The organism is Snodgrassella sp. W8132, from assembly GCF_016100865.1.
GTDB lineage: Bacteria > Pseudomonadota > Gammaproteobacteria > Burkholderiales > Neisseriaceae > Snodgrassella > Snodgrassella alvi.
In genome coordinates this window covers 1-19,122 of record NZ_JACFRQ010000006.1, presented here as the reverse complement: position 1 = coordinate 19,122, position 19,122 = coordinate 1, and the positions used below count along the sequence as shown (strand labels likewise).

General features: G+C 41.9%; 17 protein-coding genes. 9 read left to right on the top strand and 8 right to left on the bottom strand.

The features are described 5' to 3' along the window. Positions 1–205 precede the first annotated feature (205 nt). The 4 genes from H3U82_RS10240 to metK form a co-directional block, all read right to left on the bottom strand. Positions 206–1,402 (bottom strand): efflux RND transporter periplasmic adaptor subunit, encoded by a 1,197-nt coding sequence (locus tag H3U82_RS10240; RefSeq protein WP_025329939.1) that lies wholly within the window; start codon positions 1,400–1,402, stop codon positions 206–208. 38 nt (positions 1,403–1,440) lie between these two features. Further along, a complete protein-coding gene (locus tag H3U82_RS10235; RefSeq protein WP_100126186.1) occupies positions 1,441–2,886 on the bottom strand; it encodes an efflux transporter outer membrane subunit in 1,446 nt (481 codons plus the stop codon). Between the two features lie 18 nt (positions 2,887–2,904). Then, positions 2,905–3,399 (bottom strand): MarR family transcriptional regulator, encoded by a 495-nt coding sequence (locus H3U82_RS10230; protein WP_078474474.1) that lies wholly within the window; start codon positions 3,397–3,399, stop codon positions 2,905–2,907. Positions 3,400–4,183: 784 nt separating this feature from the next. Beyond that, on the bottom strand, positions 4,184–5,353 hold the full coding sequence (gene metK, locus H3U82_RS10225; RefSeq protein ID WP_198210430.1) for a methionine adenosyltransferase: 1,170 nt from the start codon (positions 5,351–5,353) through the stop codon (positions 4,184–4,186). Between the two features lie 109 nt (positions 5,354–5,462). Between metK and H3U82_RS10220 the strand changes: the two genes are divergently transcribed. Next, the gene (locus H3U82_RS10220; protein ID WP_198210411.1) at positions 5,463–6,341 is read left to right on the top strand and encodes a lysophospholipid acyltransferase family protein; all 879 of its coding nucleotides are present in this window, start codon (positions 5,463–5,465) and stop codon (positions 6,339–6,341) included. Positions 6,342–7,146: 805 nt separating this feature from the next. On the opposite strand, the gene H3U82_RS10215 is transcribed toward H3U82_RS10220, so the two are convergent. From H3U82_RS10215 to dinG, 4 genes are all read right to left on the bottom strand, one after another. Next, entirely contained in the window at positions 7,147–7,704 is a 558-nt protein-coding gene (locus H3U82_RS10215; RefSeq protein WP_198210410.1) for a hypothetical protein, read from the bottom strand. Positions 7,705–8,434: 730 nt separating this feature from the next. Next, the gene (gene rpsI, locus H3U82_RS10210) at positions 8,435–8,827 is read right to left on the bottom strand and encodes a 30S ribosomal protein S9 (protein ID WP_025329932.1); all 393 of its coding nucleotides are present in this window, start codon (positions 8,825–8,827) and stop codon (positions 8,435–8,437) included. A gap of 9 nt (positions 8,828–8,836) precedes the next feature. Next, positions 8,837–9,265 carry a 50S ribosomal protein L13 gene (gene rplM, locus H3U82_RS10205; RefSeq protein ID WP_025329931.1) on the bottom strand — a complete coding sequence of 143 codons (429 nt, stop codon included), beginning with the start codon at positions 9,263–9,265 and terminating at the stop codon, positions 8,837–8,839. Positions 9,266–9,408: 143 nt separating this feature from the next. Continuing rightward, complete coding sequence (gene dinG / locus H3U82_RS10200) at positions 9,409–11,541, bottom strand: ATP-dependent DNA helicase DinG (RefSeq protein WP_198210409.1); 2,133 nt, start codon at positions 11,539–11,541, stop codon at positions 9,409–9,411. Between the two features lie 133 nt (positions 11,542–11,674). Between dinG and H3U82_RS10195 the strand changes: the two genes are divergently transcribed. The 8 genes from H3U82_RS10195 to trmL all read left to right on the top strand — a co-directional run bounded on the left by H3U82_RS10195 (position 11,675) and on the right by trmL (position 19,047). Beyond that, complete coding sequence (locus tag H3U82_RS10195) at positions 11,675–12,505, top strand: MetQ/NlpA family ABC transporter substrate-binding protein (protein ID WP_198210408.1); 831 nt, start codon at positions 11,675–11,677, stop codon at positions 12,503–12,505. Positions 12,506–12,788: 283 nt separating this feature from the next. After that, complete coding sequence (locus H3U82_RS10190) at positions 12,789–13,388, top strand: CDP-alcohol phosphatidyltransferase family protein (RefSeq protein WP_078474481.1); 600 nt, start codon at positions 12,789–12,791, stop codon at positions 13,386–13,388. A gap of 1 nt (position 13,389) precedes the next feature. Next, positions 13,390–14,304, top strand: coding sequence for a phosphatidate cytidylyltransferase (locus tag H3U82_RS10185; protein WP_078474483.1), 915 nt, complete (start codon positions 13,390–13,392; stop codon positions 14,302–14,304). Between the two features lie 3 nt (positions 14,305–14,307). After that, positions 14,308–14,952 (top strand): 1-acyl-sn-glycerol-3-phosphate acyltransferase, encoded by a 645-nt coding sequence (locus tag H3U82_RS10180; RefSeq protein ID WP_037393225.1) that lies wholly within the window; start codon positions 14,308–14,310, stop codon positions 14,950–14,952. Beyond that, positions 14,945–16,705, top strand: coding sequence for a bifunctional alpha/beta hydrolase/class I SAM-dependent methyltransferase (locus H3U82_RS10175; RefSeq protein WP_110413834.1), 1,761 nt, complete (start codon positions 14,945–14,947; stop codon positions 16,703–16,705). Before H3U82_RS10180 ends, H3U82_RS10175 begins: the two co-directional genes overlap by 8 nt. Next, the gene (locus H3U82_RS10170) at positions 16,702–18,024 is read left to right on the top strand and encodes a phosphatase PAP2/dual specificity phosphatase family protein (protein WP_198210407.1); all 1,323 of its coding nucleotides are present in this window, start codon (positions 16,702–16,704) and stop codon (positions 18,022–18,024) included. The genes H3U82_RS10175 and H3U82_RS10170 overlap by 4 nt, the downstream gene beginning before the upstream one ends. Beyond that, positions 17,970–18,377 (top strand): hypothetical protein, encoded by a 408-nt coding sequence (locus H3U82_RS10165; protein WP_084550377.1) that lies wholly within the window; start codon positions 17,970–17,972, stop codon positions 18,375–18,377. Before H3U82_RS10170 ends, H3U82_RS10165 begins: the two co-directional genes overlap by 55 nt. A gap of 193 nt (positions 18,378–18,570) precedes the next feature. Beyond that, complete coding sequence (gene trmL / locus H3U82_RS10160) at positions 18,571–19,047, top strand: tRNA (uridine(34)/cytosine(34)/5-carboxymethylaminomethyluridine(34)-2'-O)-methyltransferase TrmL (RefSeq protein ID WP_198210406.1); 477 nt, start codon at positions 18,571–18,573, stop codon at positions 19,045–19,047. Positions 19,048–19,122 lie beyond the last annotated feature (75 nt).

Below are 19,122 nucleotides of genomic sequence, written 5' to 3'. Positions count from 1 at the left end.
AGCAGCCTTATCGCAGAAATATTTTTCATCTGCAGCATATCCGGATAGCTGTACTCACAAGTACAGTCAATACTATTCACAAAGACGATACTTCCGGAATAACAAAAAAATCAGGCAAAATCATTACCATGAATAATGGCTGCTGGCGGCAGAATATGCCCTTCTGCTTTAGCAGCCGTCGGATTATGGTTCAGCATTAACTCAATCAGGGTGCATATTGAGCAAAAATTTCCTCAATCATATTATTGATTGGAGTCCAGTCAATTGCAGCCATATTTCCATTAGTGGGAATCGCATTAGCCGCAGTTAAATCCTGACCATTCTGGTTGCGCGTATTCACTTCAACATCCATTGACAAACCTACCCGCAGCGGATGCGCAGCCAGCTCTTTCGGATCCAGAGCAATCCGCACCGGCACACGCTGTACCACCTTAATCCAGTTACCGGTTGCATTTTGTGCCGGCAACAGTGAGAACGCAGCTCCCGTACCTGCTGACAGACCGGCTACCTTACCGTGATAAGTCACCTTACTGCCATATACATCGGCACTGATTTCCACCGGCTGACCAATACGGATTTTAGCCAGCTGACTTTCCTTAAAGTTTGCATCCACCCACACATTATTCAATGGTACAACCGCCATCAGTGCAGCACCGGTGGCTACCTTCTGCCCTACCTGTACATTACGCTTGGCAACCTGTCCGTCAACCGGAGCCTTAATCTGAGTACGTTGCAAATCCAGCCATGCACTCTTCAGATGACTGACAGCAGTCATCACTGCCGGCTGCTGACGCAGCGGAACATTGTGACCCAATACTGCTTTGGCCGCACTTTCCTGTCCCTGCATAGCTTTCAGATTAGCCTGTGCTTCCTGTACTGCATCACGCGCATGACTCAGCTCCTCAGCAGAGATGGCATCTGTACCGGCCAGACTCTGGCGGCGCTGTAAGTCAGCCTGCAAACGTTTTAACTGTGCCTGTTGCGCTGCAACCTGTGCACTGGCCTGACGTGATTGAGCAGTCTGCTGCTGATTCTGACGAATCGCATTAATCAGCTCATCATGTGCCCGTTCAAACGCTAGCTGCATATCACTGTTATCCAGCTCTACCAGCACCTGACCGGCTTTCACAGTTTGCGTATCATCCACATTTACCTTTTGTACCGTACCGGTAATTTGCGGAGTTATCTGTACCAGATGACCATTCACATATGCATCATCGGTAGATTCTTTATGCTGCCAAACCAGCAGATACATCAGCAGACAACCCAGTGCAATCAGCAGAAAAATCACGGTCAGTAACACGAGTTTACGTTTGCGGCCGGCCGGTACCCGTTCTGACTGCGGCTGAACCGCCGGTTGTGAGGTGGTTACCGCCTCGTTAGTTTGCTTTTGTTCACTCATACGAAAATAGCTCAATAAAATTTAAAAATAACAGTAAATTAACGAGTAGCCTCAGCATCTGACATCTGGAAACCGCCGCCCAGAGAAGCATGCAGACTATTCCAGCTTTGCTGCTGCCAGGCAATGGTTTTAACCAAATCAGCCCGTGCACTCAGAGCAGCGTCTTCACGCTGTAGTCTGGTAATAGCATTGTCCAGACCGGCTGCCTGACGCTTGCTGCTGGCAGCCGCATTTTTCTGTGCCACCTGCCATGCCTGCTGCTGTAATGGCAGTGCCACAGTACTGTGCTGATAATCACTAATTGCATCAGCTGCCTGCTGCAAGGCAGTCAATACGGTTTTATCATATTGAGCTACCTGTTCATTATAAGCAGAGCGTTTACCGGATAATGCCGCCTGTAAACTGCCTGAAGTAAATAACGGCAGAGTAATGGCCGGAACAACACCCAGCATCCGTGAAGAAGAGTGCACCAGATCAAACGCATCAACATGCGCAAGACCTGCCAGACCCTTAATTTCAATATTAGGATAAAAAGCAGCCTCAGCCGCCTTTACACCAAAGTAATTTGACTGTAACAACGCCCGCTGTGCAGCAATATCAGGCCGCTGCCCTAAAATATCCGCCCGCAAACCATCAATCGCAACTGTCGGCACCTTACCCAATGGCTGCGGTACTGCTTCCGGCAACTGGGTCGGTGATAATCCGACCAGTGCCGCAATACCATGACGGGTACGTTCAATATCCGCCTGTGTCTGACGTAAAGCGCTTTGCAAATTCAGCACAGTCTGCGTAACAGCATACTCATCACTTGCTGGTTGCAAACCTGCGCGAATCCGGTTTGCAACCAGCTTCTGCAACTGCTGATTCACTGCAATACGCTGTTTCAGAATATCCGACTGTTCCTGTAACTGCTGCCATTGCGTATATTGCGACACAATACTCTGGCTCAGTACCAGCCGGGCCTGTTCCTGCTGATAAGAAGCTGCAAGACGGGAACCCAGCGCAGCCTTAATCAGATTACGCTGTCTGCCCCAGAAATCAAAAGTATAATTAACTGCTACCGCAGCCATTTCATTACTGAAAACATGATTTGGGTTATCCCCGTCCCGGTTTGAGTCAGGCTTCGGATTCAGATAGGCGGCCACGCCATTAGCCTGAACCCCGACCTGAACACCAGCCTCGCCTCTGGCACCACGCCATTGAGCCTCAGCTTCTGCAATACGCGCAGCCGCAATACGTAAATCCGGCGCATTGGACAAGCCGGTTTCCACTAATCTGTTTAACAATGGCTGATTCAGCCCAAGCCACCAGTTTTGTTTTACTGCTACAGTCTGCCCTGCCGGCAATTGCAGCTGACCGGCATCCTGTGGATTTTCCAACTCAGGCTGTTTGCCAAAATTGGCACAAGCAGATAACAGCAGCAAAGCAACAGGGCTAACAAGAGCCAGCTGACGTAATCGGGGCGCAGATACAGTTAATTTCATGCAAATCTCAGCAAAAAGTTAAGCAGCGGTTAATAATTTAGTTAACAGCTGCTGTAATTGTTCATATTCCGGTTCACTCAGGGCTGACCATACCCGCCGGTGTACCTCATTGGTTTCCGGACTAACCGTTTGAATCAGATTCTCACCGGCTTTAGTTAGTTTCAGCGTAATTTTGCGCCGGTCATAAGGATGAGTAGAGCGCGTAGCCCAGCCATTAAGCACCAGATCATCCGATAAACGCGTTGCACTGGTACGAGTCAGATTCAGGATACTGCTCAGTTCTGATGGTAAAATCTCATGATTCGGTCGTGAATACACTGCCAGCAATGCATGCCACAGACTTTCTGATAAATGGTGCTTGTGTAAACGTTCATTCAGCTCACCGTGAATCGACGTATGTACCAGACGGATTAACCGGCTGAGCATCACCAACTGAACATTCATGCTTGGCATTTTCACTGCCAGCACCCCTAAAGTAGCTTCCAGTTCGGTAGCAGGAAGAGAAAAACCCATCTTAGAACACCTCAAAATCCAAAAAATAAACCATTTTAATAACCATACCACTTATTATAAATGAAGCTTATTATTTAGCTGAAAATATTCCATTCCTAAAATAGTCACTACCTTAGCAAATTTTTTGAAAAGCCCTCTTATCTATCTGTATATCTGCATATTGCCGGTAACAGTAAATACCCTATACCGTTATCGTTTTTTCCAGCCCTCATCTATCACCTGTCAAATACAATTACCGGAAACAGACTCTACAGACCAGAACAGCAAATTGCTTTAGCGCATCATCCGTCGTTGCAGAAATGAAACAACCCGGACAGCATTCAGCAATACCGGTTAACCGGTTTTCAACTCAGATAAACCATCACTTAAACTTGTTAATAATTGGCTGCAAAGACCATAAACATAATTATTTTTCTATACAAACCATAAAGTAACAACTCAAAACCATACTTATGTGTTAAGAGCATAATTATATTTAATAACAGATTAAATATAGAGACATTTTGAATTTTTTTACGCCTTATTAACCAGATACCTGTTTTACCGGCTTCTCCACAACAACCTTTCACACCAGCCTTAAACAAAATTGCATCTTTCACCCTGTACAAAACTGCAATTTTCTTAGCAAATACATTACCAATAACGACATAAGCAGCATATTCAGCTTATTCCACAGACAATCTACCGATACAACACCATCACAATATATACATATCCTGACTAACTACCGCATCAGCAAAAAAACAGGCTGCGTCAAAAGCAGCCTGTTTCTACATAACCAGAATTAAATACCTGCGGCTTCACGCAGCAGTTGCGCTTTATCCGTACGTTCCCAGGTAAATTCAGGCTCTTCACGCCCGAAATGACCATATGCCGCCGTTTTCGCATAAATCGGTCGCTGCAAATCCAGCATTTTAATAATACCCTTCGGACGCAGATCAAAATGTTCCTGCACAATTTCAATCAGCTTGTTTTCATCGATTTTGCCGGTACCGAAAGTGTCAATCGCAATCGAAGTAGGCTGTGCAATACCGATAGCATAGGAAATCTGAATCTGACACTGACTGGCCAGACCAGCGGCAACAATATTCTTCGCCACATAACGGCAGGCATAAGCAGCAGAGCGGTCAACCTTGGTAGGATCTTTACCGGAAAAAGCACCCCCGCCATGAGGAGCTGCCCCGCCATAAGTATCCACAATAATTTTGCGACCAGTAAGACCACAGTCGCCTTGCGGACCACCAATGACAAAACGCCCGGTCGGATTAATCAGATATTGCGTCTCTTCAGTCAGCATATCAGCAGGTAATACCGGCTTAATAATATATTCTTTGACCGCTGCAACCAGCTCATCACGCTCGATATCCGGCTCATGTTGCGTAGACAGCACCACTGTATCAATGCGTTTTACCTTTCCGGTTTCACTGTCATACACACAGGTAAGCTGTGCCTTGGCATCAGGACGCAGCCATGGCAGTTCACCACTTTTACGCACTTCACTCTGACGCTGCATCAGACGGTGTGCATAATAAATCGCAAACGGCATCAGTGTAGGAGTTTCATCACAGGCATAACCGAACATCAGCCCCTGATCACCTGCACCCATGTCCAGGTCCAGTCCTTCTCCTTCATTAACCCCCTGAGCAATATCAGGAGACTGCTCGTCATAACACACCATCACCGCACAACCACTGGCATCAAACCCCAGCTCTGATGAATTATAACCGATACTCTTAATCGTATCGCGTGCAACCTGTATATAATTAATATGCGCATGTGTAGAAACTTCGCCGGCCAGAACACACAAGCCGGTATTTACCAGAGTTTCAGCAGCGACACGTGCTGTTGGATCCTGAGTCAGGATAGCGTCTAAAATAGAATCGGAAATCTGGTCGGCAACCTTATCCGGATGACCTTCGGATACCGACTCAGAAGTAAACAGAAATTCACTCATAATTGGCGGATACTTTCTGATGCTAATCATGCATTATCATTATGATGGGCAATTATAAATGCTTTTGTTACAATGTTGCCCAAATTTTCGAGTTTGAGATACAGAACAGATGCAAAAGCTGGTTTATTTCATATTTTTCCTGTTGGCATTAATTCCCTTACCCATTTTGCAAGGCTTAGGTTCCGTACTGGGGCGTCTTGGTTTTTACTTCGCCACCAGTGAACGTCAACGCACAACTAAAAATCTGCATTTTAGCAAACTTGCTGCCAACGACCAAGAATCAGAAAAACTGGTTAAATCTATTTTTGCAGAAACAGCCAAAAGCGGGCTTGAGTTATCCATAGCCTGGACCCGCTCAAGCAAGCATATCGTCTCATTATTTAAAGAAGTACACGGCTGGGAGTACATAGAAGCCGCTATTGAACGCAACGAAGGTTTGCTTTTAATTACACCACATCTGGGCAATTATGATCTTGCTGGCCGTTTTCTGAGCGAAAAACTGCCTTTCCCGCTTACTGCCATGTACCGCCCGCCTAAAATAAGCTGGCTGGAAAACGTTATGAATAGCGGACGTGTGCGTGATAACGGCTATACCGCTCCTGCCAATATGCTGGGGGTAAAACAGATTGTACGGGCATTAAAAAATAAACAGGCTACCATTGTGCTGCCCGATCAGGTACCCGGCGAAGGTGAAGGTGTATGGGCAACTTTTTTTGGTCAGCCTGCCTACACCATGACCCTAGCCTCCCGTCTGGCCATCATGCCTGAAGTAACCCCTCTGTTCTTTTGCGGCGAACGCCTGCCGCACGGCCGAGGCTTTGCCCTTCATATCGCACCACTTGAAGGCACACTCAACGGCAACCGCGAACATGATGCACAGATTATTAATAATAATATTGAAAAATGGGTAACACGTTTCCCAAGCCAGTACCTGTTTGGCTACAACCGTTACAAACATCGCGGTAATAAACCACCGGAAAATATTTAATGAACTTATATCCCCAAACAGCAAGCAAGAATAAAGCCATATAAATTAAAAAATTTCATATATATATGAAATTAATTCATATTTAAGCATAATTCAAATTTTTAACTTATATATTAACAAACTAATATTTTTTATAATTTAAAATATTGTTTAATAATAATATTTTTGAATTATATATCATGATATGAACAATATAGTTAGTTTTGAATTTACAGTTTTATACTTGTATATCCTGCATTATAAAATTGTTATCATTAATTTCAATATTTCAGGCAATAAATAAGTTTCGATTTTAGCGGCTAAAATATTTAATTATATTTCAATTTTTCAATTGAAATTTTAGCGGCTAAAATTAGATGATTTTATATAAGGTATTACTCTTATAGAATGTAATTAAAATAATTAAATTTTTTTAATTAATTAGAAACCCCCTCTATACATATAAAGTATAGAGGGGGTTTCTAATTAATTATATTTCGAACGTGGTCGCCTCCTATAATGCGTACAAACATTTTCATAATGGCCACAGCGAAAACGTATATAACCTCGTACAAGAATTAAATCTTTTAAATTTAAAGGTTTACAAAAACTTTTAGTATATTTATATGGCATATAAATACTCCTGCACTCCATCAATTTCGATTGAGGTAGAATAGACAAGAGTAAATTATTAATGTACACTTACTAATGCATTGTATGTTAGTAAGAGTGCAAAATTACTTTGATCTTGCCTTTTACAGAAGATGGAGAATAATTCCGTCTACCTCTCGAACTCAGTGAAGTTGCAGCTTCACTGAGTTCTTTCTTAATTTATTTCTTCATTGTATAAATCTACTTCTCTACTTTCTTCCTTATTCGATTCATATTGAATATCCCGATTAGTCGTATATAATCCTTTACGTCCGGGTACAGAAAACAAAATATCTTTTTTTACCATTCTGTATAGCCTATTATTCAGAATACTTCTTGAATAAGCTATCCCTGTCGTGAGTTTTAAAGCTACGAGCAAATTATTTAAACTCATCCTCTTGTCTTTCGCCTTATTAATTAAATTAATTACCTCAATCTCAAATTTATCAGTATCAGTCAGACTAATTTCATCTTTCAGATCAGCTGGAATATAACTAATCGCAAAAGGTGTTAGACTTTCTGGATTGTTTAAAATATCATTCAACAAAGCTTCTTCAGTTATATTCTCTGTAGCAAACTCGGATTCACTCTTATTAATATATTCTTTAATATCTTCTAAAATATCAATCTGCTGTTGAATTTCCGATTGTGAAAAATAAGTTTTATTAGTAAATAAGCTTATATTTAGTGCATTTACCAGATCCTCTAAATGAGCTAATACTTGGTTAGACATTTTCATCCTTCGTTAACAAAAACAAAATCATTCATACCAATATCAATATATCTTTAATATGTTCGCATTATACATGGTCTTTTTATGCTGTCAAAGAGATTATCGAGAGCATATATGAGTTATTTAATGCATTAAATGAAGTTTTAATGCAAAATTTTAGCAATGCTAAATTAGAATAATTAAACATTTTGTTGTTATTTAAACTAAGAATTAAAATAATTTATTTAATAAACAAATAGATACAAATATAATACCCGATATAATCATTTTTTTACATTAATCTATATTCTTAATATTGTTAGATAATTTTATATGGCATAACTAATAGAATTATTAAGTAAATTTATGTAAAAATAAATTTATATTTTGAATCTAAAACTATTAAACATTTCAAATAATATTTTTAAACATTAAAACTGTATATAGTTTTAAATCTTTATCTGTTTTATTTAATTGTTTACCACATATCAGCAAACAAATTTAAAATCTATTATTAATTTATATCGCTCTATATCTTTTATATTTTTAGAGCTCTATTATCACTAACCAATATACTTTTAATAGCTCTTTTTAAATCTCTCTCAAAACTATCTATCTTCGATTTTGCTTAATCCAATTACTCTCGCCTTTCTCTTCAATAAATAGAATTTTTACTTTACAAATAAAACAAAAAAGAGCCCATAAAGGCTCTTTTTGGATATATAAACTGTTTTGGTAGTGGCAATACAGATTAACGTTTTGAGAACTGTTTTGCACGGCGTGCTTTGCGCAGACCGAATTTTTTACGTTCAACTTCACGTGCATCACGAGTAACCAGACCAGCAGCAGATAAAGTTGGTTTCAGAGCTGCATCGTAGTCAATCAGTGCACGGGTAATGCCATGACGAATCGCACCAGACTGACCGGTTTCACCGCCGCCTACTACATTTACTTTAATATCGAAAGCTTCGAGATTTTCAGTCAGTACCAGAGGCTGACGAACAATCATGCGGCCGGTTTCACGACCAAAAAATTCATCCAGCGGACGACCATTTACAATAATCTGACCGCTACCCTTTTGCAGGAAAACACGAGCCACTGAACTTTTGCGGCGACCCGTGCCGTAGTAATATTTACCGTTCATTGCGTGTCCTTAGATATCCAAAACTTTAGGTTGTTGAGCAGCATGGCCATGTTCTGCAGTAGCATATACTTTCAGTTTTTTAATCATGGCATAGCCCAACGGGCCTTTAGGTAACATACCTTTAACGGCTTTTTCCAGCGCACGGCCAGGAAACTGGTTTTGCATTTCAGCAAAAGTGCGCTCATAAATACCACCAGGAAAACCTGAGTGGCGATAGTATTTTTTGTCAGTCTGTTTCTGACCAGTCACACGCAGTTTGTCAGCGTTAATTACAATAATGTAATCACCAGTATCAACATGTGGCGTGTATTCTGGCTTATGTTTGCCACGCAGACGGCGGGCGATTTCAGCAGCCAGACGACCCAGAACTTTGTCTTGAGCATCAACCACATACCAATCGCGCTTCACCTCATGGGGCTTAGCTGAAAAGGTTTTCATAAAAGCTAATCCAGATAAATATACGAAAGCTTCTAATATTAAAGATTAATCAATTGATTGTCAATTGCTGTACAGGGTTTGTATGACAATTTCCCGTACTGAGCAGGATACAGTTGCATTGATGATTACATCTGTAGTCATATTCAGCCGATACGTCTGAAAGGCGGTAAACACGCCAGTAACTGTTTACCATATCGCGCAGTCAGAATACGATTATCCAGAATAGTAACCCGGCCGTAATCTGTTTCAGTCCGAATCAGCCGCCCTACGGCCTGAATCAGCTTGATACTGGCTTCCGGCACAGTAATTTCCATAAACGGGTTACCGCCGCGTGCCTCTATCCACTGATTGCGGGTTTTCTCAATCGGATTATCCGGCATGGCAAACGGCAACTTGGCAATAATGACCTGCACACACATCTCACCGGGTAAATCCAGACCTTCAGCGAAACTGTCCAGACCGAAAATAATACTTGGACGACCGGCAGCAATTGCCTCATGATGGCGCTCTAATAATATCTGTTTGGGTATTTCTCCCTGCACCAGCAATAAGGGCAAATGACTGTCCGGCAATTTCAGCGCAACCTCCTGCATTTGCCGCCGTGAAGAAAATAATACCAGTGTCCCAATAGGTTCGTTTTCACTAATCAGCTTCGGCAGCCATTTAACAATTTCGCTGGTATGCGCTGCCGCATCTTTCGGGCTGGCTGCCAGTGGCGGTATATACAGCTCACCCTGTTCTGCAAAATGAAACGGGCTGTCCAGTGCCAGCATAGTAGTATCAGGCAGCCAGCTCAGGCCTGTTTGCTTTAACAGTAAATCAAATGTACCCAGTGAGCGTAATGTGGCCGAGGTCAGCAATGCCCCCGCCGCCCGCCGCCACAAACCACTGGCCAGCTTACTGGCACTGGTAATGGGAGAGGCATGAAAGTTGTAGTCAACCTTATCTTTAGCTATCCGAGTAATCCATTTAGCCAGTGGTGCTTCGCCTTCAACTTTTTCCGTGGACATTAAATCCCATACATCCACGACCTGTTCAGTTCGCGCCAGCAGCATGCCCAAATCAGTACTGAGTTGATCAAGCAGGCTGCTATCCTTATTCTTATCTCGTCTAGAGGCAGATAATGCCTCATTCATACCATTTAAATGTTTCAGCAGCATTCGTGCGGCGATAGCGGTATTATTTACCAGCATATTCAAACTCGATGGTATTTCACCATCCGGCCACAGCCAGCTGCTTTCTTCGATACCGTCCTGTACTGCCAGACTGGGTTCATCAGCCAGACAAATCAGCCATTCCTGCAAACTTTCCTGCAAACCCGATGCAGCTTCAACAGCCAGCACTGCAAGTTCACTTTTATCCAGCACACCAGCTACTTTATCTACAATATTACCAATCCGGTCTAAAAACCATAATGTCTGATTCAAACTATGTTCAGCCGCAAATTGCTGTAAAGCTTTATGCGGTAAATGGTGCGCTTCATCGATACAATAAAAACTGTTGGCCGGTGCCGGCAAAATTACACCGCCGCCCATGCCAATATCAGCCAGCAGTAAATCATGATTGGCTACCACAACATTCACCGTTTCCAGCGTCTCCCGCGCCAGAAAAAAAGGACACTCGGCGCGGTTCGGGCACCCGGATTTCAAACAACCATGGCGATCATTAGTTACTTTCTGCCATAAACCGTCGTCAATTTGTTCCGGCCATGTATCCCGGTCTCCATTAAAAGTACGGGCAGCAAACTGATCTGCCATATTACGCAATACTGCCAATTCTTCTTTTTTAGGCTTCCGCTCCCAGAGTACCATTTGTGGTTCAAAACCCTGCAAACTGTCCTGTGCGTTTAATTGGGTTAATTGATACAGTTTATAGGGACATAAATAACGTCCGCGTCCTTTAGCCAGAGCAAAACTAAGACTCAGTCCGCTGTGTCTGACTACAAACGGTAAATCACGCCCGACCAGTTGTTCCTGCAAGGCGACAGTCGCACTGCTTACTACCAGTATTTTGCCGCGCGTCTGCGCCATAATACCGCCGGCAAGTAAATATGCCAGACTTTTACCCACTCCTGTCGGCCCCTCTACTACAACGATAGACTCACCATTGCGCTCCGGTGCATCCTCACCATCCTGCTGTTGCTGAGTGCGTGAAAATGCATTAGCAACGGCTGCAATCATTTCCCGCTGTGCCTGCCGGGGCCGGAAATTAGGCAAACTTCTGGCAATACTTTGGTAATGATCACGTATGGCGTTTTTTTCTAAATCAGTAAGCATAACAATTCAAACAATAGGCAAATAGCATAAATCTATATTCTTTTTAGTAGTAAAGTTATTTAAAATCAGTATATTTACAAACTAATTCCAATTATATACTTAAATTCCATATTAAATTTTTAGCAGGCACATTATGAACAAAATTATCTATTTCGTTTTATTCTGTCTCGTGACAACAGGTCTTATTGCCTGCTCTAAAACTCAGCAAGATTCCACAGCAGGCAGTACGACCAAAAAAGAGCTGGTTTTTGGTGCCTCTGCTATGCCTTACAGCACAGTATTTGAACAAGGCATTAAACCTATTCTGGAAAAACAGGGCTACACCATTAAAACCATGAATTTTTCCACGCTGGAAGTGAATAATCAATCTGTTAATAATGGTCAGGTTGATTTTAATCTGGATCAGCATACTGCCTATCTTAATGTCTTTAACCGTGAAAAAGGTACACATCTGTATCCTTTGGTACATATCCCTACCATACCGGCTGCCATTTACTCAGACAAATACACATCCTTTCAGCAGGCGCCTAATGGTGCTACTGTGCTGATTCCCAGTGATCCGGCCAATACTTCACGTGCATTGCGCATTCTGACCGATAATCATTTCATTCAGCTCAAATCCGGTACTAACCCGATACTGGCAACATCCAGAGACATTGTCAGCAATCCAAAACAATTGAAAATTAAAGAAATGGATTCAGTCATGATTCCGCGCACACTGGGTGAAGTAGATTTCGGTTTCGCCTCCGGTGGAATTGCTTACCAGTCTAAACTTGATCCGAAAAAAGCCGTACTTCGTGAAAAAGTAATTCCGGAAATGGAAATGGTGGTTACCATTAATGAAAAAAATAAAGATACCCACTGGGCAAAAGACTTAAAAGCAGCCTATCAATCACCAGAATTTAAACAATTTATGCAGAAATACAATCAAAATCAGATGTGGACACTACCACAAGGTGAATAAACCTATTTCATCCTGAAAATTGCCGGTAATACTATCACGCATTACCGGCAATTCATCTATAAATTCATCACGTAACAGTAAAAATTTAAAAACGTATAGCAGTTCACTACTTATTAATCACAACACTGAAAATAAACCCCGCATGGAATATTTATTAACGTATGTTTTGCAGTATGGCTAAACAAATCGGTACAGCAGCCTAACATGTTTAATAAAAATAACAAAACAAAAATTTTAAATACATTTTATAATATAGAAATTACATAACTTAATTTATAAAAGCATGACTCTTTACAGTATCAAACCTGCTTTTCAAAAATTATTACGCCCGCTCATGTTCTGGCTGTATCGAAAAGGCGTTACAGCAAACCACATTACCCTTTCTGCAATTGGTCTTTCTGTATTAATCGGTGTCATACTGGCTATTTTTCCGCATCCGGGATTATTCTGGCTGCTACCGATTACATTGTTTATCAGAATGGCGCTCAATGCACTGGATGGCATGCTCGCTCGTGAATGTAACCAGCAAAGCCGGCTTGGTGCTGTCTTAAATGAATTGGGTGATGTCTTATCTGATATTGCCTTATATGTGCCGTTCATTCTGTTACCGGGCAGTAATACAACTGTGGTACTGGTAATGCTCTTCTGTGCAGTACTTACGGAATTTTGCGGCATTCTTGCTCAAACAATTAATGGCATCCGCAGCTATGCGGGTCCCATGGGTAAAAGTGATCGTGCCCTGATTTTCGGTACATGGTCTTTATTACTGGCTATCTGGCCAGAATTAACATCATGGAACAATCTGCTGTGGTGTATATCAATTGTCTTACTGGTCTGGACTTGTGTTAACCGTTGTCGCAGTGCACTGACCGGAGAACACTGATATGCTGTTGCAAAAATCCTTACTGGTCATTTTCAGCCTTTTATTACTGGCTACAGTTATCAATGGCTTATTAGTGTACCTGAAACCGGATAAAGACTGGCATGAACTCACACTGCGTATTCGAACGTGGTGGATTATTATTATACTGTTTTCTCTGGCATTAATCAGTCCATCCTGGTTAGGGATATGTTTTTTTGCTCTGGTCAGCTTCATGGCGTTAAAAGAATATTTAACGCTGGTACCGGCACGCCATGCAGACCGTATGCCTATCCTGTGGATGTTTATCACTATTCCGATTAATTACTGGTTTATCGGCAGTAACTGGTACGGTTTTTTTATTATATTTATTCCGGTATATATGTTCCTGTTTTTACCGGCACGAATGGTTATTGCTGGTGATACCAAACATTTTCTGCGTACAGTGTCTCAATTGCAGTGGGGTTTGATGACAACTGTATTTGCTTTCAGCCATGTTGCCAGTTTGCTGGTACTGCCGAATGATCATCAGCAAACTGGTGCACTATTGGTACTGTTTCTTGTGGGTTTAACAGAATTCAATGATATTACTCAATACTTGTGGGGTAAATCTCTGGGTAAAATCAAAATAACACCTAAAGTCAGCCCGAACAAAACTCTGGCCGGACTACTTGGCGGCATAGCCAGCACGACAATTGCTGCCATGCTGCTGGGTCCTATACTGACACCACTGAGCTGGGAAATGTCTTTAATTGCAGGTCTGATCATCAGTATAAGCGGATTCTGTGGTGATATTGTCATGTCTGCAATCAAGCGGGATATTGGTATTAAAGACAGCGGCACGATATTACCCGGCCACGGAGGTATTCTTGATCGTCTGGACTCATTGATTTTTACTGCACCGGTATTTTTTCATTTCGTTCGCTATTTTTACTACTAAATCATGCTTAAATCATTACTCAAACCCATATTTGCATTATGTATAGAATGGCCGTTTATGCGTTTCTGGCTGGGTTTGCGTATTCATCAGCATCACAATCTGCCTAAACAGGGTCCGGCAATCATTGTTGCTAATCATAATAGCCACATGGATGTATTTGCACTGATGGGTCTATACTCACCTTTACAGCAAAATCAGATTCATCCGGTAGCTGCAGCAGATTACTTTCTGAGTAATAAATGGCTGGCCTGGTTTGCAATTAATATTCTCAACATTATTCCGGTTACCCGTCAGAATGGCGGTCAGAACAATCCGCTTCAGGGCTGTGAAGAAGCCTTACGTCAAAACAAAATCCTTATCCTATTTCCAGAAGGCTCTCGTGGCGAACCCGGAAAAATGCAACCGCTCAAATCAGGTATCTGGTATTTAAGCGCTGCTATGCCAACTGTACCCATCATTCCGGTATGGCTACAGGGAACTGAACAGATTATGGCTAAAGGTAATCGTATTCCGCTGCCCCTATTCATAGACATTAATATTGGTAGTGCCATGTATTACCAGCCGGATAAGGACCAGTTTAAAGCAGATTTATTAAATAATTTACTCGCATTGCGTCCGCAATATACGAAAAGAGATTCTGATGACTGAACAACGCCAAGCAAAAGAAAGTACATTTTATACCAGCGATAAACAAGAATTATTTTATCGACACTGGCCTGCAATTACCTCCGGCACAATACGTAAAGTTATTGTATTGTTTCACCGCGGACATGAACATTCTGGTCGTTTGCAGCACATTGTGGATGAGCTGAACATGCCGGATACGGATTTTTATGCGTGGGATGCCCGCGGGCATGGCCACTCTCCCGGCCCTCGCGGTTACAGCCCGTCTCTGGCTCGTTCTGTACAGGATGTGGATGAATTTATGCATTTTGTTGCCGCAGACAGCCAAACTCCCTTTTCGAATATCATAGTGATTGCCCAGAGTGTGGGAGCGGTACTGGCAGCAACATGGGCACATGATTATGCCCCGAAAATTCGCGGACTTGTATTAGCCTCTCCTGCATTTAAAGTAAAACTGTACGTGCCGTTTGCCCGGCCATTGCTTAGTTTCGGACAATATGTGAAAGGTCTGTTCTTTGTTAATTCCTATGTCAAAGGCAAGTATCTGACTCATGATCCTGAACGTGTTAACAGTTTTAATAACGATCCGCTGATTACCCGTGCAATTGCAGTAAATATTTTACTGGATTTATACCGTACAGCCGACCGCGTCATTGAAGATGCCGCTGCTATTACTTTACCTACACAACTGCTGATATCCGGTCAGGATTATGTAGTGCACAGGCAACCACAACTGGATTTCTATCAGCGTATTCGCAATCCGCTCAAAGAAATGCACATTCTGCCCGGTTTTTATCACGACACATTGGGCGAACTTAACCGAGAAGAAGCTTTTACAAAAATTCGCAGCTTTATCGATACCTTATATCAGCAGCCAGTAGCCGCTTTTAACTATCAGCATGAAGATCGCTGGAGCCCGAGTGCAGATAACTGGCGTGAATTAAGCGGCGGACCGGTTCCGCTTTCTTTCAGTGCCTTTAGTTATCGTGCCTTACATAAAGGTATGACAACCCTTGGTAAACTTTCTAATGGTATTAAACTGGGTTGTGAAACTGGCTTTGATTCCGGCAGTACACTGGATTATGTTTATCAGAATCAGCCTCAGGGTCAAAACTGGCTGGGAAAACAATTTGACAAAGCCTATCTCAATAGCATTGGCTGGCGAGGTATCCGGCAACGCAAAATTAATCTGGAATATATGATTAAACAAGCTGTATCAAAACTACAGGAAGAAAATCTTCCGGTTCGGGTTGTTGATATTGCTGCCGGTCATGGCAGGTATGTCATTGAAGCATTATCCAATATCAATGCAGTTGAAGAAATTTTATTACGCGACTACAGTGAACTTAATGTCAGCAAAGGTCAGCAGATGATTGCTGATTATGGTTTAAGCAATAAAGCGCGATTTGAAATTGGTGATGCCTTCAATCAGGAACAACTCGCAGCACTTACACCTCAGCCAACCCTGGGTATTGTTTCCGGACTGTATGAACTTTTTCCGGATAACTCTCTGTTACGCAATTCACTAAATGGTTTAGCAGCTGCTATCCCTGCCGGTGGTATCCTGATTTACACCAATCAACCTTGGCACCCACAATTGAAAACCATTGCATGGTCTTTAACCAGCCATCGTCAGGGTCAGCCGTGGATTATGCGTAATCGTTCTCAAGGTGAAATGGATGCTCTGGTAAGTGCAGCCGGTTTTGATAAATGTGCACAAATTATTGATGAATGGGGGATTTTCAGCGTATCCATGGCAATTCGCCGTGCATCATGAAGTTGCGTAGTCAATTAAACTGTCTGGCAGTAGGCTGGTTAATCATTCTGGCGCCGTTTTTCTTGGTAACGTATGAACTGGTTAATCAGTTTACTGCCACACGAGCTGATATTAATAGTGTGGTATATAGCTGGGAACAATACATCCCGTTTATTCCGCTCACCATTATTCCTTACTGTAGTCTGGCTTTGCTCTATAGCATATCTTTATTTTTGTGTCGCTCTGTATCTGAACAGACTCGTCAGGCCTGCCGGTTAGTATTAGCTTCTACAATAGCCTGTATCAGTTTTTTACTATTTCCTCTTCGTTTTAGCTTTATCCGTCCCAAAGTTGAAGGTTTTACCGGCTGGTGGTTTAATCAGCTGGAGCAGTTTAATTTATCTTATAATCAATCTTCAATACTCTATATCATCCTAAGCTGGCTGCTGTGGCAACACTTTTTACAACATACTCCTAAACGTTTGCGCTGGCTGATTCATTGCTGGTTTCTGTTAATTAGTATTTCTGTATTGACGACATGGCAACATCATTTTATTGATGTAATCATCGGCATCGCTATTGGTATGTTTATTGACTGGCTAATACCGGTTAAAAAAATACCAAAAACCCATATTCATATACCGTGTACACAGTCAAAAAAGCTGACTAAGTATTATGCAACAGCAGCGCTTGTGTGCTTATGTTTTGGAATTTATTCTACTCCGTGGTTATTATGGCTGGCATTATCTTTATTTATCGTCAGTTGTTCATATCATTTTGGTGTTAATACAATATGTAAATCACCCCATGGCAAATATTCAGCAGCTACTTATATTCTGTTATTTCCCTGGCGATGTCTGATGACTATTTCCAGATGGCTGTATACCCGTAAAATTCCTGCTATCAGCCCAATCAATAAGCACATTTTTATGGGTAGTTATCCTTGCAGCAGTATTAAACAAAAAGCCATTCTGGATTTAACATTCGAATTTCCACGCGCCCAATCTACATATAATTGCGTGTATAGATGTATACCGATGCTAGATCTGGTTTGCCCCAGTATGATGCAATTGCAACAAGCTGTCAGTGAATTAGAAAAATTACGTACACAGCACAATAGTGTTTTAATCCATTGCTCATTGGGACTATCACGTAGTGCCATTGTAGTAGTAGCATGGCTGCTGGCTTTTGATAATTTTAAAACTGTAGAACAGGCCTGTACATTTGTGCAGCAACAACGCCCGCAAATTGTACTAGGCTCCAAACATATGGAACTTCTTGAGCAATGGCATATCAGCATAACCCAGAATCCAATGAACATGAACTTAGTAAAGTGTTAGTCAGCCACACATTAGCAAGCTGGCGCTTTTTGTTATTGATGGCATTAATACCTTTATTATGGGCAATATTTTGCGCATCTGCCGGCTTAATACGTTCACTGATCACAGCTGGTGCCGGTATGGTTATTTATCAATGCTGGCGGCTATGGCTGGATAATCATTATATTTCTGAACTCACTCAGGAAAATAATCGGCAGGCTGGTATTATTCTTACTTCTATTTGGCAAAAACAAAAACTGCAAGATTTTACTTTGGAACAAAGATATCAGGGAGCACTGAAGCAACTCAAATATTCCTTAATAAGCTGTGCTCTGCTCTGGCTAATCTGGATTATTACTTTATTGTTTAAATGAAATATCTATAGATTTAATGATAAAAATAAGATTAATCTATGTTAAATTAAAATGGTATAGAAATTTTTATACATAAACAGTTAAGCGAATAAGTGATATATCTGTCACATTCTTCATTCGAAGCAATAGTCACTTAAATTTTCAATATAGATTATACTAATCATCTTTTTTGTATCAATAAAAAACTAATCAGATGAGTCTGCACATAGCTCTGTATCAACCCCAAATTCCTGCTAATACCGGCAATATCGCCCGTACTTGTGCCGGCACACATACCAGCCTGCATTTAATCCATCCTTTAGGTTTCTCTACCGATGACAAGATGCTTAAGCGTGCTGGTCTGGATTACTGGCCTCATGTAGATATTCATTATCATGATAGTCTGGAAGCATTCATCAGCATGACCGAAACTCAAACTAATGCACAGGTCTACCTGATAGAAACCTACGGCACTCGCAACTACACTCAGTTCGACTACAGTGACCCCAATCAGCAAATCTACTTCCTCTTCGGTCGCGAAACCACCGGACTGCCTCAAGCATTCGCACAGGCACGCGCAGAGCAGTGTCTGCGAATCCCGCAGTCAGAGCACATCCGCTCACTAAACCTGTCCAACGCCGCAGCTATCGTTCTCTACGAAGCACTGCGTCAGCAGTCCTTCCCTCTCTGACCTAGATACAGCAACAGCAGCCATCAGGCTGCTGCGGTATTGTTTTTCTTCTGTGGTATTTCTCAGTACTTAAAG

What these genes read in the sequence shown, in the direction of transcription:
- H3U82_RS10195 (WP_198210408.1), top strand. Translation starts at nt 11,675, where the DNA reads ATGAACAAAATTATCTATTTCGTTTTATTCTGTCTCGTGACAACAGGT.
- H3U82_RS10220 (WP_198210411.1), top strand. Translation starts at nt 5,463, where the DNA reads ATGCAAAAGCTGGTTTATTTCATATTTTTCCTGTTGGCATTAATTCCC.
- trmL (WP_198210406.1), top strand. Translation starts at nt 18,571, where the DNA reads ATGAGTCTGCACATAGCTCTGTATCAACCCCAAATTCCTGCTAATACC.
- rplM (WP_025329931.1), bottom strand. Translation starts at nt 9,265, where the DNA reads ATGAAAACCTTTTCAGCTAAGCCCCATGAGGTGAAGCGCGATTGGTAT.
- metK (WP_198210430.1), bottom strand. Translation starts at nt 5,353, where the DNA reads ATGAGTGAATTTCTGTTTACTTCTGAGTCGGTATCCGAAGGTCATCCG.
- H3U82_RS10180 (WP_037393225.1), top strand. Translation starts at nt 14,308, where the DNA reads ATGCTTAAATCATTACTCAAACCCATATTTGCATTATGTATAGAATGG.
- H3U82_RS10240 (WP_025329939.1), bottom strand. Translation starts at nt 1,402, where the DNA reads ATGAGTGAACAAAAGCAAACTAACGAGGCGGTAACCACCTCACAACCG.
- H3U82_RS10230 (WP_078474474.1), bottom strand. Translation starts at nt 3,399, where the DNA reads ATGGGTTTTTCTCTTCCTGCTACCGAACTGGAAGCTACTTTAGGGGTG.
- H3U82_RS10170 (WP_198210407.1), top strand. Translation starts at nt 16,702, where the DNA reads ATGAAGTTGCGTAGTCAATTAAACTGTCTGGCAGTAGGCTGGTTAATC.
- H3U82_RS10235 (WP_100126186.1), bottom strand. Translation starts at nt 2,886, where the DNA reads ATGAAATTAACTGTATCTGCGCCCCGATTACGTCAGCTGGCTCTTGTT.
- H3U82_RS10185 (WP_078474483.1), top strand. Translation starts at nt 13,390, where the DNA reads ATGCTGTTGCAAAAATCCTTACTGGTCATTTTCAGCCTTTTATTACTG.
- H3U82_RS10190 (WP_078474481.1), top strand. Translation starts at nt 12,789, where the DNA reads ATGACTCTTTACAGTATCAAACCTGCTTTTCAAAAATTATTACGCCCG.
- rpsI (WP_025329932.1), bottom strand. Translation starts at nt 8,827, where the DNA reads ATGAACGGTAAATATTACTACGGCACGGGTCGCCGCAAAAGTTCAGTG.
- H3U82_RS10165 (WP_084550377.1), top strand. Translation starts at nt 17,970, where the DNA reads ATGGCATATCAGCATAACCCAGAATCCAATGAACATGAACTTAGTAAA.
- H3U82_RS10215 (WP_198210410.1), bottom strand. Translation starts at nt 7,704, where the DNA reads ATGTCTAACCAAGTATTAGCTCATTTAGAGGATCTGGTAAATGCACTA.
- dinG (WP_198210409.1), bottom strand. Translation starts at nt 11,541, where the DNA reads ATGCTTACTGATTTAGAAAAAAACGCCATACGTGATCATTACCAAAGT.
- H3U82_RS10175 (WP_110413834.1), top strand. Translation starts at nt 14,945, where the DNA reads ATGACTGAACAACGCCAAGCAAAAGAAAGTACATTTTATACCAGCGAT.